Source organism: Nocardia carnea (assembly GCF_029868325.1).
In the GTDB taxonomy this organism is placed as follows: Bacteria; Actinomycetota; Actinomycetes; order Mycobacteriales; family Mycobacteriaceae; genus Nocardia; species Nocardia carnea_C.
Map to the genome: position 1 here is coordinate 13,205 of NZ_JARWNW010000260.1, position 15,282 is coordinate 28,486.

Sequence of the window (15,282 nt, forward strand, 5' to 3'; positions counted from 1 at the left end):
GACGGACGAGTGTGTTCATCGCTCACAACTCACCGTGCCCTTCGCCGAGGAGGTAGGACCGGCCCGCCCACCGGACGGCCGGGCCGGTCCGCCAGGTGGGCGTGTCAGGTCCGGGGATGCCAGGTGGCGATCGCCCAGATCACCACAATGTTCAGGGCGATGACCAGCGTCGACCACCACGGGTAGTAGGGCAGCCAGAGAAAGTTCGCCAGTATCGACAGTGCCGCCACAACGATCGCCAGCACCCGTCCCCAGGTCGTACCCGTCATCAGCCCGAGCGCCGCCACGATCAGGATGGCGCCCAGCACGATATGGATCCAGCCCCAGGTCGTGATGTCGAACTCGTAGACGTAGTCGATACCGACAACGAACAACTCGTCCCGGGCGACCGCGGCGATCCCCTCGAGTACCGAGAGCACGCCGACCGTCAGCAGCAGTATCGACGCGCCGATCGAGGCACCCGCGGCGAAACCCTGCCGCAGCGGGCCGCTGTCGCGGGCCTGGGTGGTGTGTTGCGGTGCGGTGGTCATCTCGGCTCCTTCCGAGCACTGTGGTTACGACCACTGTCGCCGTGCGGAAGCGGCCCCGCCTCACCCCGCCCGGGTGAACTCCGCAACGGTCACCCCGGCGCGGCCGGCGGTTCGGCCGCCGCCGGCTTCTCCCGGCCCGGGGCGCGTTCGCCGATGAGCACATCCATCCACCTGGTCGAGGGGTCGATATCGAGCAGCACCGCCTTCGCCAGCAGCGTGAGCGGTATGGCCAGCAGCGCACCCAATGCGCCGAGGACCCATGTCCAGAACACCAGCGACAGAAAAGTGATCGTGACGCTGAGCCCGACCGCGTCACCGACGAATTTGGGTTGGATCACCGACTGCACCACGACGTTGAACACGCAGTAGACGACGATCACCCAGACCATCCGGGTCCAGCCGCTGTCCAGCAGGGCCAGTAGCGCGGGCGGCACCAGCCCGATGACGAAACCGATATTCGGGATGTAGTTGGTGATGAACGACAGCAGCGCCCACAGCAGGGGGAACGGTACCGCGAGCAGCCATAGCGCGACGCCGTCGAGGACCGCGACGATCAGGCCGAATACCGTGGATACGATCAGGTATTTGCGGGTGCCCGAGGTGAACGAGCCCAACGCCCGGGCGATATCGGGGCGCATACTCCGCAGCACATTCATCCGGCGTCCGATGGACATTCCGTCGAACACCATGAACAGCAGCAGGGTGACCACGAAGACCAGGTTCGAGAACGCGCCCGCCAGGCCGCGCAGCAGATCCTCCAGCAACACGACCAGTTTGCCCAGGTCGAAGCTGCTCAACGCGTGGTCGATCCGTTCCTTGTCGATATCCAAGCGTGCCAGCAGATCTTGGACCTGCACGAGCAGATCGGCGAACCGGTCGGAGTAATCCGGGAGCGCGGTGGCCAGCTGAGCCGCCGATACGGCCAGCGCCGCGACCAGCCCGAGGAGGATCAGATACACCACCACCAGCGCCGCGAGCATCCCCAGCCAGGCGGGCCGGCCGCTGCGCTGCATCCGCTGCTGGATGGGCTGCACGGCGATGGCGAGCATCAACGCCAGGAAAACGGGGCCCAGGACACCGGAGAAGGCGCGGGCGCCGGTCACGGCGACCACCGTGGCCGCCGCGACCAGCAGAACGATCAGCCCGCGCGGGATAGCCCACTGCCCGGGGGCCGGCACCGCGGATTGCGGTGACGGCGGGGGCGCAGCGGTCACGACATGGCCTTGGCCTTGAGCCGCTCGAACTCTCCTTCGGTGATCGTGCCCTCGGTGAGCAACCGTTTCGCCTCGGCGATCTGCGCGGCCGGGTTGGTGCCGGCGGTGCGCTGGATGTATTCCTTCTCGGCGGCCTGCACCTGCCGGGCCTCGGTGATCGACCGCTGTGTCATCCCCTTACCGCGGACGATCAGGTAGACGAGCGAGGTCAGCAGCGGCAGCACGATCAGCAGAACCACCCAGATCGCCTTCACCCAGCCGGAGGTCTCCCGGTCCCGGAAGAGGTCGCCGATGATGTAGAACAGCAGCAACAGGTACGCGATGAACGCGAAGCTCACCACAACCAGCCAGAGCGCTTCCCAAAACGACACGGTCCACCTCGCTTACGTCGGATCCTGTGATCCCCACAGCGGGGATCCGCCCCACGGTAGGGCGGTCCGGCCGGTGCACGACTCACCCGCTACGGATGAATATTCCCGGATACGCCCTGGTAACAGGTTGGTTCAGGGGCCGCTGAGGGTGCCCTCCGCTCAGGTAGGCTGCGGCCGAGTGCGTGCTAGTGCTGTTTCGGAAATTTTCTTCGGGAGGCACCGTGACCACTTCGCCGACATTGGATCCGACGGGCCGCCCGTTATCGCGAGCCCGGCCACGGTCCCATATCCCGGTGTTCCCCTTCGACCCGGTCTCGCGGCCGCGATTGCATACCGGCCTGGACACCGTGGTGGACCGCCGTAACGGCGGCGTCCTGCTGGTGTGCGGTGCGGTGGGGGTCGGGAAAACGGTCGCCGTGGCGGACTGGGTGGCAACGCATCTGCCGCGTTCGCATCCCGGGGCCCGGATCGCCTGGCTCACCGTTCGCGACCAGACCGCGCTGTGGCCGGAGCTGCGCACCCGGCTGTGCGTGCCTGCCGCCGGATCCGGGCAGCCGGCCGCGGGGGTGGGTGAGGCCGAAGCGATCCTCGCCGCGCTGAGCGATAGCGCGGACCCGACCGTCGTGGTGATCGACGACGCCCACCTCATCACCGATCCGCTCGCCCTGGCGGGGCTGGAGTACTTCTTGCAGCACGCGCCGCCCGCGGTGACCACCGTTCTCTGCGCCCGCTTCGATCCGCCGATCCGCTGGCATCTGCTGCAACTGCATTCCCGGCTCACCCGGTGGGGTGCGCACGATCTGGCGCTGTCCCCCGCCGAGGCGTCCCGGCTGTGCGCGGGGCACGAATGCGCACTCGACGACGAGAGCCTGCACACCTTGATGGGTCTCACCGAGGGGTGGGCGGCGCTGGTACGGATCGCGGCGATCTATCTCACCGCCAGCTCGAGCGAGAACGCCGATGCGCTCACCGCGCTGGCCCGTCCGCCGCATGCGTTCGCCGATCTGCTGGTGGGTGAGCTGATCGATACGCTCTCCCCTGCGCTGCGGCAGTTCCTCACCTGCACCAGCGTCCCGGAGGAGTTCACCGAACAACTCGCCGACGATCTCGTCGGCGGTGGTGCGGCGCATCTGCTCTACGAACTGGACCGGCTCAATTTCCCGATGACCTCGCTGTCCCGCAGCGGGAAGGTCTGGTATTCCTACCACCCGATGCTGCGGGCCTATTTCCTGGCCGAAGCGAATCGCCTGGGCCCGAATCTGTGCGCCGATCTGCATCTGCGAGCCGCCCGCCGGCTCACCGCGACCGGTGAACTGCAGGCCGCGCTGGCGCATCTGCTTGCGGTCCCCGATCACCGGGAGCTGGGCTCGTTCCTGGCCGAGCACGCGCTGGCACTGGTTTTCGCCGACCACGGCGAAAGCCTGTTCGACGCGCTCGCGGCCGCGGCGCCGGATGTGCTGACCGATCCCTTCCTGCGGCTGCTGCAGGCCACCGACGCACTGCTGCACGGTGGCAGCGGTACGGCGCAGGCCTACCGCGACAGCGCCCGGCTCCTCGCCGACGACGACCCGCATTCACTGGCCGGCCCCTATCGGCTCGAAGCCCTGACCGCGGCCGTGGACGCCGAACTCGCGGTGGCGACCGGCGCCGATTCCGATCCGATCGTCTTCCCGGAGCGGATGCCGCCCGCCGACCGCCCGGACCTGGACGGCTATCTCGCCGTCACCACCGGCACCGCGCTCGCGCTGCGCGGCGAACTCGCCCGGGGTGAGGAACGGTTACGGATCGCGTTGAGCCGCACCCGGTCTCGCTGCCATCCTCGGCTGCGTTTGATCGCGGTGACCCGGCTCGCCGTCACCGCCGGCCTGGCCGGATCGATCACGACGATGCGGCAGCGCGCCGAACGGGCCTGCGCCATCGCCCGCGATCACGATCTGCTGGATCTGCCGGAAACCGTGCACGCCACCGCGCTCGAGGCCTACGGCGCCTACCTGCAGGGCTCGGAGCCGCACCCCGAACAGATCCGGGTGCTGTGCGCCGAGCACATCCGCCGCGACGGCACACCCGGGCCGGTGGCGGGCCGGTTGCCGCATGTGGTCGGCAATCTGCTCGACTGCCAGTGCGGTGACGACCCGGGCGCCACCGACCGGCTGCGCCGCAGTATCGGCCGCCTGCTCGATGCCGATCCCGCGCCTGTCCTCGGTGGCGGTCTGGTGAGTGCCGCGGTATGGGCGCTGCTGGGCGCAGGCGATACCGCGGCCGCGCGGCAGCTCACCGAACGGGCGCGGGCGGTGCTCGGCCTCATCCCCGATACCGTCCTGTCCACGGCGGCGCTGACCTCCGTCGCGGGTAACCATCAGACGGTCCTCGGCCAGGTGGAGCCCGTACTCGCGGCGACCTCCGGCGCCCATCCCGTTGCCCGGCTCACCGGCTGGCTGCTGCACGCCCGCGCCCACCGCGAACTGGGCAACGATTCCAAAACCCGGGAGGCCGTGGACAACGCCCTGCGGATCGGCGCCACCCATCGAGTGGCCCGGCCGTTCTTCGATGTGCCCGGCACCATCGACCTGCTCGACTACTACGCCGGATGTTTCGGGCACTGCAGCGCCTTCGCCGACAGCATCCGGGCCGGTCACCGGCCCCGGCGCCGGGTCCAGCATCCACCGCTCACGGCGACCGAGCTGCGGATTCTGCAACAGCTGCCGTCGGGTCGCACTACCCAGCACATCGCCGACGACCTCAGTGTCTCCATCAATACGGTCAAGACACATCTGCGCGGGATATACGCCAAACTCGGTACCAGCTCCCGGATGGAAGCGCTGCAGGAAGCGCGGCGCAGCGGCTTGCTCTGATCCGGCCGGGGCCGTTTCACCCGCTCCGGACGATGTGCGGCGGTGACGCCGTGGGACACACTTCATTCCGACGCGGCGACACCTGCCGTCGCGACCGGTCCGGACGAGGCAGGAGACGGCGATGCGATACCAGTTCACCATCGACGGCGAACTCTCCGAACGTGCGCTTGCCGCTTTTCCCGAACTCACCGGCGATCACACCCAGGGCACCACCGTGCTGTCGGGTCCGGTCACCGATCCGACGGGTATCCGCGGAATCCTGGCTCGTATCGACAACCTGGGTCTCACCGTGATCGAGATGCGCCGGCTACCCGATTGAATGCGGTGACCTGCTCGCGCGCGCACGCTGCGGGCGGCTCAGGTGCCCCGGTCACGATGACGGCGGACGCGGCAGTCGTCCCGGTGGCGCGGTAGCCGGCCGGCAACACGGCCGAGCCGAACGTGAACCTGCCCGCGACCGCGACCGGGTCACGCCGGTCGCGGTCCGGTGTGCGGAAGCAGTTCCGGTTGCCGGATTCGAGCCGGCCCACAACCGTCCAGCAGGACGACGTGCGCCCGAACGGCGACACGGAGGTCTGCCCGGACCTCGCCGGGCAGACCGCGGCCCGCGGCCCAGTAGTCGGCGGCGACGTCGGACCAAGGGATGAGTGACACTCCCACGCAGTGCGAGCCGGAGAACGCGGCGGGCAACACCGTTCCGGCCGCACAGAACCCGCCTCGCCCGAACGCCTTCCCATGCAGACATCAATAGGCATGTGCTTGGTCAGCCCAGCGTGGGTCGAGCCGGTTCGCCGAGCTGCGTGGGAACGAGATACGTCCGGGGTCGCCGTCGGAGGTGTAGCGACGGGCCGGTTCGGCGGCGAGCAGGTCGAGCCAATAGGCGGAATCGAACGGCACCGCGCCCAGTCCGGAGCGGATCCGCGGCACCGCAGCAGGATCCACCGGGCCGAACGGCGACGGCGCGGGATTCGCGCCGACCAGCATCGCGGCAGCGAATCGATAGGGCGTACCGTCCGAGGTCCCGGCGAGCGCGAGGGCGGGATCGGCCGGGGCGCTGCCCAGCGGCAGGGCCATCGTGGTTACCGCGGTTCCCGGCGCCGCGGCGGTGATCGCCCGGACATTCTGCGCCAGTTCACGCTGCACGCCGGCGGCGTCCAGTCCGGCAAGATCGGGGTGGCTCGCGGTATGCGCGCCGATCTCGTAACCGTGCTCGGCCAGCCAGGGCAACGCACGGGGATCGGCTTCGAACGGGTCGTTGTTGACATAGAAGGTCGCGCGGGCCGGGAAATCGGGGTGGTCGGCGGCGAAACGTTCCAGCACCCCGACCGCGCAGTCCGCCGTGGGCACGCCGTCCGCAGTGAACCGGAGCTGGCTGCCGGTGGAATCGTCGAAGGTGAGCACCACCGGATGTGTTCCGGCCGCAATATCGATATCCCCGGCGATGTACTGTGCGGCCGTGATCGGGCGGTAGCCCTCGCGATACAGCCGGTCCAGTTCCGCCCGGAACTCGGCCGGACTCTGATCGTATTCACCGACCGGCTCTGCGGTCACCTGGTGGTACATGAGAATCGGTACCTCGCCCAGCTCGTCGGCACCGACGGCCGCCGGATCCGGGGGTGCCGGCGGCGGGGGCGGGGCGGAGGTACTCGGCGGTGTGTCCGCCGAGGCGGGTTCACTCGCCCCGCAGGCCGTGGCCGCCGCGCAGATCAGTGCCGCCGCGACCACCCGAACATATCTCCCCGGGTACCGCACCATCGCCCGGATATTACGTGCCGGCAACGATTTACGGTCCATCTCCGCGAAACAGATCGGCGCTGCGGCGGACTCGCCATAGTGGGCGGGAAGCTGTTCGCGGAAGTTGGTGTGTTGTGCTCGTGCGGGACCGGGCGGTCGACCGGAAACGGTTGGCGGTCCTCGTATTCGGTGTTGTCGTGATCGTGCTGCTGGTGTTCGCCGGGATCGGAGCCGGCCGTTCACCGGCCCCGGAACTTCCGCTGTCCGGTCTCCCACCGGGGCCTGTCGGCGCCGCGGCACTGAAGGATCTGACACTTCGTGTGGATGCCGCCGGACACGATCCGCACGCCGTCGAACTCGAGGTGGACGGTTCCCCCGTCACCGGCCGGGTAGACGGCGATACCGTCGTCTACAAGCCCGAGGCACTGTCCGACGGCGAACACACGGTAACCGCCGAGATACCGCCGGGCGGGCTGACCGGCTGGTTGCGCGACGGCCCCGGCGCCGAAGCGACCTTCACCGTGGATACCGCCGCCCCGGAATTGGAAGTGACCCAACCGGAAACCGCTGCCTCCTACCGCGACCCGGTCACCGTGCGCGGGCGCGCGCCCGATGCGGAACAGGTCTCGATCGGTGCGCATTCGGTGACCCCCGGCCCCGACGGCAGTTTCGTGAGCGAACTCCCGCACAGTCCCACCGGCTCGGAGGTGGTGGCGGTGGACGCGGCAGGTAACACCACCACGCAGGCGCTCACCACCGGTATCGACCTGCCGCAGATGCGGGCCGTGCATGTCACCGCGCACGCCTGGTCGTACGGACCGATGCGAGAGGCCGTCCTGGACCTGGCCCGCCAGAAACGCATCGATACCGTGCAACTCGATATCAAGGACGAGGACGGTGTCGTCGGTTACGCCTCGACGGTGCCGCTGGCCCGCTCGACCGGCGCCGCCACACCCATCTACGAAGCGAAGGCGGCGCTGCGGCAACTGCACGATATGGGAGTGCAGGTGGTCGGCCGGATCGTCGCGTTCCGCGATCCCACGCTCGCCGAATGGGCCTGGCAGCACGGCCGCCAGGACTGGGTGGTGCAGAACCCGGCCGGGCAGCCGTATTCCAGCCACTACGGCGCGATCGCGTTCACCAATTTCGCCCACCCCGACGTCCGCGGCTACAACATCGCGCTCGCGGTCGAAGCCGCCGAACTGGGCTTCGACGGGATCATGTACGACTACGTCCGCCGCCCCGACGGCAGGCTGTCGAGTATGCGCTTCCCCGGACTGAAGGGGCCCGCCACCGAAGCCGTCGCCGGGTTCCTGGCGCAGAGCCGCGATCCGGTGCACGCCGCCGGCGCCCACCAGAGCGCCGCGGTCTACGGGATCGCCGCCACCCGGCCCGACCAGATCGCGCAGGATATCCGGCTCATCGCACCGCAGGTGGATTTCGTCGCGCCGATGATCTACCCGTCGCACTGGGGTCCGGGTGAATACGGTGTGGCGAATCCGAACGGGCAGCCGTTCGATATCGTCGCCGCCTCGCTCCGTGATTTCCAAACCGTGACCAAAGGCACGGGGGCGACGGTGATCCCCTGGCTGCAGGATTTCAGTCTGGGCGTGAACTACGGTGATGCCCAGGTCAGAGCCCAAATTGACGCGACCTACAAAGCCGGTATAGACAGTTTCTTCCTGTGGAGTCCCAGCGTGGAATATCACGGCGGCGCACTCGACCCGAAGTGATCGCGTAACGCCGCGCATCCCCGCCGCGACGTCTCCGGTGACGTAACGGCCCGTCGGGGGGCCAGTCCGTCCATTTATCAGTTCTGGAATGGAGCATGGGACATGGCTTTCCGAAGTAGCTGGATTCTGCGATCATCCCGCGGGTTCACCCGACGATCCCGCGGCTGGTTCACCCAGCACCGCATCGCCGCGGCGATTGCCGCGCCCGCCGCCCTGGGCGTGGTGGCCGCGGTGGGCGCCACCTATTCGATGACCGCACCCTCGCAGCAGGCGGATACGCAGCTGAAGGCGTCGGTGACCGAATGCCACGATATGGTCACCATCTCGGTCGCGGGCCGCGGTGACACCCCGCGCGAGGGGACCACGAAACTGCTGGTCGACGCGCACGGCAACCCGCTACCCGCAGCACTGTCGGGTGATCACAGCAGCGAATGGGTGGACCCGGTGGTCAACGCCCCCGCCGAGGATGTGGACGCCGGCTCCTACGCCGCGGTCTATATCGCCTACCCGGCGGATATGGCCACCTACGAGGACGCGGTCACCTCCGGGGTCGCCAACACCCAGCAGGTGATGCGCGAGATCTCGCAGGCCTGCCCGGACACCCGCTTCGCCATCGTCGGCTACAGCGAAGGCGCCGATGTGGTGCGGCGGGTCGCCATGGAGATCGGGCATCAGGAACAGCAGGACGGCGGTTACGCGATCGTCGACCCGGACAAGGTCACCGGTGTGGTCATCCTCGCCGATTCCGGCCGCGCCCCGGGCGACGGCCCGTTCCCGGGTGCCGAGAACCCGCACGGCAACCCGGACGGGTTCGACCAGGTCTATCAGAACGGGAAGAACCCGGTCCCGGGCCAGGGCGCACTCCCGGATACGGGCGGCGACTTCGGTTCGCTGAACGGGAAGATCGCATCGTTCTGCTCCGACGGCGACCTCACCTGCGCGGCGCCGGAGAACATCGCGCTACTGCAACTGGTGGTCAATGTGGCGCGGCAGATGAACGTCGACGCTCTCGAACGCGACGGGCTCACCCCGGCCACCGGGCAGGATGTCGCGGTCGTCCTGAGCCGGGTCGCGCTGCTCGCCCTCGCCGATATCCAGTCGCAGCCGAACTGGATGGCCAGTGACGAAACCTTCCTCGAGGTCCTGCTGCGGGTCTCCGAACCGGGCTACGAACCCGGCGCCACTCCCCCGGCCGGCGAGCAGCCCGCCGACTCCATCTCCACCGGCGAGATGGCCCCGCTGGCCTACCTCCCGCAGAAGATCCTCAACGAGATCATCGGGCTGATCGTGACGAATCAGAACACCATCCCCGTGATCCTGTCCGACCCCTACAACCTGACACTGGGCCCCAACGCCACCGGCCACCACTTCGACTACTGGCGCGACGCCGACCCGGCCAACGGCAAACCCCTGACCTCCGCCGAATACGCCGCGGCCTGGCTCACGCATCTGGCGAAGCAGGCCCAGGCAGGCGAACCGGTGAATACGAAGTCGACGCCGACGCCCGAAGACCTCGACGACGCGTATCGGGCAGCAGCGGCGACCGAGACCGGCGAGCCGACCGGAACCACGTCAGCAGTACCGACGACGACCACCACTGGCACCGCAGCACCGACGACCACGGGCCCCCCGGCCACCCCCGGAACTGCTACTACCACGACCACGGCACCGGTCGGTGAGACGACAGCCGTGCCGCCCTCGTCGACAGCGGAGCGCCCGAATTCGGCAACGGTGCCTTCGAGTCCGACCACGACGCCTGCGAACTCCGAATCCGCAACGGAGGTCGCCGATCCGCCGGCCACCACACCCACCACGCCCACGACAAGCGTTCCCCGGACCACCGAGCCCGCCGTCACCGCAACACCCGCACCGTCGGCCGGCGAGGCCGTCGCGCAAACCACACGCTGAAAACCCATGCGGCTTCGCGCCAGGACTGAACAGGAGGCCGGGACCGGCACACAGGTCCCGGCCTCTTGCCCTGCTCACACCGTCGAAACGGCAGCAGGCCGGTTTCCCGTCTACCGTTCACCGGCCGGACACCCTCGGTATCCGGCAGACCGCCACTACCTGCGCATCCCTTGGGGATTTCCTGCGACGGACCGACAGGTCGAGACCGGTGCGCCCGATCGGCGCGCCGAACCCGACACGGCGTCCTCCTCGTGGCACGCGGCTCGTCCCCGATCGACAAGGATGGCAGCATGACCGTTACCGAACAGGATCTGCCCCACCTCCGCCGCTGCATCGACCTGGCCCGCGAGGCGCTGGCCGCCGGGGACGAACCCTTCGGCTCCGTCCTGGTCGCCGCCGACGGCACGGTACTGTTCGAGGACCGCAACCGGGTGAAAGACGGCGACGCCACCCAGCATCCGGAATTCGCGATTTCCCGGTGGGCCGCCGGGCACCTGTCCCCGGAAGAACGCGCCGCCGCCACCGTCTACACCTCCGGAGAGCACTGCCCGATGTGCTCGGCGAGTCACGGCTGGGTTGGATTGGGGCGCATCGTCTACATCACCTCCAGCGCACAGTTCAGGGCCTGGTTAGGCGAATGGGGTGTTCCCGCGGCGCCGGTCGCCTCGATTCCGATCGGCGAGATCGTGCCGGGCGCGGTCACCGACGGGCCGGTCGACGATCTTGCTCAGGAAGTGAAAGACCTCTACCACGCCTGCTTCGCACCGCGACGCTGAGCCCCGCCGAGCCCCAGCTCGACCTCGGACTCGGCCGGGCAGGACCGCACTGCGCGATCATCGCATGCGCTCCCTACCGCTCGCGCCCTTGTCCGATACGAACCGGACTTGCTTGTAGCATGAGCAGATGGTCATGCCGAGTGCCCACGACGTGGAGCGCCCCGACCTTCCCGAGCACATGACCTGGGAGGAACTCGAGGGTTTGCCCGACGAGGTAGCCGCACAGATCGAACTGTGGGACGGGCGGGTGGTCTGGTTGCGGCGAGGACCGGGGGAACATCAAACGGCTATGCGGCGCCTGACCAACGAAATCGAACGGTGTGCTCATGGTGATATGTCGTCGCATTCCGAGCGATGCTGGCGGGTGAACCTCGAGACGAATGTATTTTTCGGGCACTCCGGAAAATCCGACTTCGTCACTCCGGATTTCCTGGTGCACCGTTGCCTCCCGCCGGGTTCGGATGTTCGAGCCACCGATACCGTGCTGGTCGGCGAGGTGCTCTCGCCGTCGAACACCCCGGGCGATATCGAAACGAAGAAAGCGCGTTATGCGAGCGGCGGCATTCCTTCCTACTGGGAGGTCGAACTGCGGCAGGATCTGACCGGTATCGCCGCCCTGCGTGTGTATATCCTCGAAATCGGCCACGCCGAGCTTCCACCGGGAGTCCGTCCGCTCCGGTCGGCGAATTACCTGATGGCGGGCGAGTGGATCCCTGACGCCGGCACCGGCGTGTCCTTCCCGTACCCGTTCCCGATCGAGGTGCCCTGGTCTTCGCTGGCTTTCTGACCGGCACCGCGCCATCTCATCGGGCCAGGTCCCGCCGGGCGGTGAGCCGGTCGGTTGCCCATCGGGCCCATTCGGCTTCCATGCGGTAGTGGCGCAGGCCGTGTTCCAAAGCGATGCGGCCGAACTCGTTCTTCTCGCCGCGCCAGTCGAGCTGTTCCAGCAGCGTGGTCAGATGGTCGAGTTCGGCCTCGGCCTTGCGTTGGATATCGGTGAAGAATTCGATCGCTTCCGGTGTCTCCACCTCGGACAGCAGGAATACCCGGAGCAGGCGCCCGCTTCGGACCGGGGTGGTATCGGGGGTGGCAAGCCAGTCACGTAGCGCATGGCGGCCGGATTCGGTGATCGCGTACATCTTACGTCGCCGCGGGCCTTCGGCGGCGATCTCGATCAACCCCTCGCGCTCCAGCCGGCCGAGCTCACCGTAGAGCTGGCTCTGCGTGGCGGCCCAGACGTTGGCCATGGAGATCTCGAAGCGTTTGAGGAGGTCGTACCCGCTGCCGGGCTCTTGTGCCAGGAGACCGAGCGCGGCGAATCGGAGACTCATAGGGCGATGATATCCCACTCTTGTCATGTCACTACTGACATGACAAAGTAGTAGGTCCCGGTCGGCTTTCCATCAGAGGTGCCCATGTCCGTCGTTTTCGCTGTCTGCCCGTGGATCGTGTACGCGATCGCCTCGTCGTTCACCTCGGTCGCGGTGGCGGCACTGGTCAGCGGCGCGACAGCCCTGCTCCTCATCGGACTGCGGGCGGCACGCGGAGTTCATCTTGCCGAGACGACCATCGACAGCGCGTCCGCGGCCTTCTTCTTCGCCGCCTCGGCCGGCTGCGCGGCCACCGGCTCCGATCTGATCGGCCGATTCCTCGGCGCCGGTTCCGAACTGTGGCTGGCACTGGTTGTCGCGGCCGGGCTCGCTGTCGGCCGCCCGTTCACCGAGCCGATCGCACGGCGCCAGGCACCGCCGGAGTTCAGCGGCACGGCCGGCTTCCGCGAATTCAATGCCGTGATCACCCGCGTATGGCTGTGCAGTTTCCTCGCGGCCGGCCTGCTCATCCTGGTTTCGGTGGTTGTCCTCGGTCCGCAGGGGCAGTTCGCCACCTACGTCCTCATCCCGCTCTCGATCCTGGTCCCGGTGCGATACACGGCGCACCTCGTCCGAAAGGTACGACCCGATGCAGCTTCCGCATGACACCGATTCCTCCAAGGGCCATCTGGAAGGGAACTTCGCCCCGGTCGACCACGAAGTCACGGTGGAGACCCTTCCCGTGACCGGCCGGATCCCTACCGAACTCGCCGGGCGCTACCTGCGCAACGGCCCCAATCCGCGAAACGGTTCGCCGCACTGGTTTCTCGGCGAGGGCATGCTGCACGGGGTCCGGCTGCGGGGCGGCAAGGCGGAGTGGTATCGCAACCGCTGGGTTCGCACCGGGAAATTCGAGGGCGACGCGACTCCCCTCTACGACCCCGCCACCGGTAACCGAAACCTCCACGTGGCGAACGCGAATACGCATATCGTCGGCCACGCCGGGCATCTGCTGGCGCTCGTCGAATCGTCGCTGCCCTGGGAGGTGACCGGGGAACTCGACACGCTCGGTGTCTACGATTTCGGCGGCGCGCTGACCAATTCGATGACCGCACATCCCAAAACCTGCCCCCACACCGGAGAACTCCATTTCTTCGGCTACGGCAGCCTCACCGCGCCGCATGTGCGCTACCACCGCGCCGATGCCGGCGGCACCCTCGTCGTGGACCGGCCGATCGAGGTCCCCGGCCTCACCATGATGCACGATTTCGCGATCACCGAACGCTACGTCCTGTTCCTCGACCTGCCGGTGGTGTTCAGTCTCGAACTGGCCCGGCAGGGCACGATGCCGTACCGCTGGGATCCCGGCTACGGTGCCCGTATCGGTGTCCTGCGCCGCGACGATCCCTCCGCCCCGGTCCGCTGGTTCGAGATCGCGCCCTGCTACGTCTTCCACGTGGCCAACGCCTTCGACACCGGCGACGTGATCACGCTGCACGCGGTGCGATACGAATCGATGTGGGTCGGTTCCAGTTCCGCCTTCGACGACCAAGGCACTCTGCACGAGTGGACGATCGATCTCACCGGCGACCGGGTCACCGAACGGGCCCTGGACGACCGCGCCGTCGAGTTCCCCCGGATCGACGACGCATCGACCGGCCTGCCGCACTCCACCGTGTACGCCGTCGGATCACACCACCTCACCGGCTACGACATGCCCGCTGCGCAGCACCGGACACACGAATTCGGTGCCGACGAGCCCGGCGAGGCCGTATTCGTCCCCTCGTCCACCGGTGCCGGATATCTGCTGTTGTTCGTGTTCCGCGCTCGAACAGCCACCAGCGATCTCGTGATTCTCGACGCCGGGGATCCGACCGCCGCCCCGCTCGCGGAGGTCCATCTCGGCGTCCGTGTCCCCACCGGATTCCACGGCAACTGGTTCCCCGACACCGATCCCGCAAGCTGACGGCCCGACACCTCGAACGGCACCGGCTCCGGCAGTCAGGTCTCTGCAGGTCCGCGCAACCAGGCGAGGTGGCGACCGGATATGCCGGCGGTGCCGAGTAGTTCGAAACCGGTCTCGGCGGCGAGCGCTCCGGCATGGTCGATGGCGGCTTCGGCCCACGGGAACCAGTCGCCGGTCCGGGCGTGGGTTTCCAGCCGGATCTCCTGGATTCTGATCCCTGTTCCGGGAGCGGCGAATTCGACGACGGCCACGCCGTCCGGCCGCAGCAGCCGGGCGACCCGGCGCAGCAGCCGGTGCGGGTCGCCGCCGATTCCGATATTGCCGTCGGCGAGCAGCGCGTAGTGCCAGCGGCCGTCCCCCGGAAGCGGTCCGAAGACGTCGCGGGGTACGGCGGGCGCGCCGCGGTGGCGGGTTACCGCGATTGCTGTGGGGGAGATATCCACGCCCAGCGCCATCACCCCGCGGCGGCAGAGGGCGGCGACGAGCCGGCCGGGGCCGCAGCCCAGGTCGACCGTGGGACCGTCACAGCAACTGACCAGTGCCGAATCGACGCGAATATCGGCCGCGGTGGCGCGGTCGCCGCCGAGCCAGCGGCTGGTGGGCAACGGAACGCGGTCGCCGTCGGCAGTGCGTACCCAGCACGCACCTCCGGTGAGAGCCGGATCGAATCGCCCGATCATCGCGTCATCCGCCGACCGCCGAGCACGGCATCGACGCTGCCGATCATCGAACGACCCGGCCGGGGGCGCCGCCCGGGCGCCCCCCGGGGGGCCCCCCCCGGGGCGGGGGCGGGCAAACACAGACGACCCACCCCCCCAAAGCCCGCCCGGCCCAACCAAAACAAAAACCCACGCCCCCCCCCCCAGCCAAAGTGGGCCAAAACGGTTG

General features: G+C 68.3%; 14 protein-coding genes. 8 read left to right on the forward strand and 6 right to left on the reverse strand.

Annotated features, from left to right (window positions below):
* Positions 1-104 precede the first annotated feature (104 nt).
* From QH196_RS23790 to QH196_RS23800, 3 genes are all read right to left on the reverse strand, one after another.
* Entirely contained in the window at positions 105-530 is a 426-nt protein-coding gene (locus QH196_RS23790) for a DUF7144 family membrane protein (RefSeq protein WP_280418040.1), read from the reverse strand.
* 89 nt (positions 531-619) lie between these two features.
* Positions 620-1,744, reverse strand: coding sequence for an AI-2E family transporter (locus tag QH196_RS23795; protein ID WP_280418041.1), 1,125 nt, complete (start codon positions 1,742-1,744; stop codon positions 620-622).
* The gene (locus QH196_RS23800; RefSeq protein ID WP_280418042.1) at positions 1,741-2,115 is read right to left on the reverse strand and encodes a PLDc N-terminal domain-containing protein; all 375 of its coding nucleotides are present in this window, start codon (positions 2,113-2,115) and stop codon (positions 1,741-1,743) included. Before QH196_RS23800 ends, QH196_RS23795 begins: the two co-directional genes overlap by 4 nt.
* 293 nt (positions 2,116-2,408) lie before the next feature.
* On the opposite strand from QH196_RS23800, the gene QH196_RS23805 reads away from it, so the two are divergent.
* Together QH196_RS23805 and QH196_RS23810 are read left to right on the forward strand one after the other, a co-directional pair.
* On the forward strand, positions 2,409-4,967 hold the full coding sequence (locus QH196_RS23805) for a LuxR C-terminal-related transcriptional regulator (protein WP_280418043.1): 2,559 nt from the start codon (positions 2,409-2,411) through the stop codon (positions 4,965-4,967).
* Positions 4,968-5,088: 121 nt separating this feature from the next.
* Entirely contained in the window at positions 5,089-5,286 is a 198-nt protein-coding gene (locus QH196_RS23810; RefSeq protein WP_033245601.1) for a hypothetical protein, read from the forward strand.
* A 425-nt stretch (positions 5,287-5,711) separates the two neighbouring features.
* On the opposite strand, the gene QH196_RS23815 is transcribed toward QH196_RS23810, so the two are convergent.
* Positions 5,712-6,722 carry a polysaccharide deacetylase family protein gene (locus QH196_RS23815; RefSeq protein WP_280418044.1) on the reverse strand — a complete coding sequence of 337 codons (1,011 nt, stop codon included), beginning with the start codon at positions 6,720-6,722 and terminating at the stop codon, positions 5,712-5,714.
* A 113-nt stretch (positions 6,723-6,835) separates the two neighbouring features.
* On the opposite strand from QH196_RS23815, the gene QH196_RS23820 reads away from it, so the two are divergent.
* The 4 genes from QH196_RS23820 to QH196_RS23835 all read left to right on the forward strand — a co-directional run bounded on the left by QH196_RS23820 (position 6,836) and on the right by QH196_RS23835 (position 11,905).
* A complete protein-coding gene (locus QH196_RS23820) occupies positions 6,836-8,434 on the forward strand; it encodes a putative glycoside hydrolase (RefSeq protein ID WP_280418045.1) in 1,599 nt (532 codons plus the stop codon).
* Between the two features lie 102 nt (positions 8,435-8,536).
* Positions 8,537-10,342 carry a cutinase family protein gene (locus QH196_RS23825; protein ID WP_280418046.1) on the forward strand — a complete coding sequence of 602 codons (1,806 nt, stop codon included), beginning with the start codon at positions 8,537-8,539 and terminating at the stop codon, positions 10,340-10,342.
* Between the two features lie 290 nt (positions 10,343-10,632).
* Positions 10,633-11,118 carry a nucleoside deaminase gene (locus QH196_RS23830; RefSeq protein ID WP_280418047.1) on the forward strand — a complete coding sequence of 162 codons (486 nt, stop codon included), beginning with the start codon at positions 10,633-10,635 and terminating at the stop codon, positions 11,116-11,118.
* A gap of 133 nt (positions 11,119-11,251) precedes the next feature.
* A complete protein-coding gene (locus QH196_RS23835; RefSeq protein WP_432279547.1) occupies positions 11,252-11,905 on the forward strand; it encodes a Uma2 family endonuclease in 654 nt (217 codons plus the stop codon).
* A gap of 16 nt (positions 11,906-11,921) precedes the next feature.
* On the opposite strand, the gene QH196_RS23840 is transcribed toward QH196_RS23835, so the two are convergent.
* Positions 11,922-12,449, reverse strand: a complete 528-nt coding sequence (locus QH196_RS23840) for a PadR family transcriptional regulator (protein ID WP_280418049.1) — start codon at positions 12,447-12,449, stop codon at positions 11,922-11,924.
* Between the two features lie 84 nt (positions 12,450-12,533).
* Between QH196_RS23840 and QH196_RS23845 the strand changes: the two genes are divergently transcribed.
* Together QH196_RS23845 and QH196_RS23850 are read left to right on the forward strand one after the other, a co-directional pair.
* Positions 12,534-13,094, forward strand: a complete 561-nt coding sequence (locus QH196_RS23845) for a hypothetical protein (RefSeq protein ID WP_280418050.1) — start codon at positions 12,534-12,536, stop codon at positions 13,092-13,094.
* On the forward strand, positions 13,078-14,394 hold the full coding sequence (locus tag QH196_RS23850; RefSeq protein ID WP_280418051.1) for a carotenoid oxygenase family protein: 1,317 nt from the start codon (positions 13,078-13,080) through the stop codon (positions 14,392-14,394). Before QH196_RS23845 ends, QH196_RS23850 begins: the two co-directional genes overlap by 17 nt.
* 35 nt (positions 14,395-14,429) lie before the next feature.
* Here QH196_RS23850 and QH196_RS23855 read toward each other — a convergent pair whose 3' ends face one another.
* Entirely contained in the window at positions 14,430-15,074 is a 645-nt protein-coding gene (locus QH196_RS23855) for a class I SAM-dependent methyltransferase (RefSeq protein ID WP_280418052.1), read from the reverse strand.
* Between the last annotated feature and the right edge of the window lie 208 nt (positions 15,075-15,282).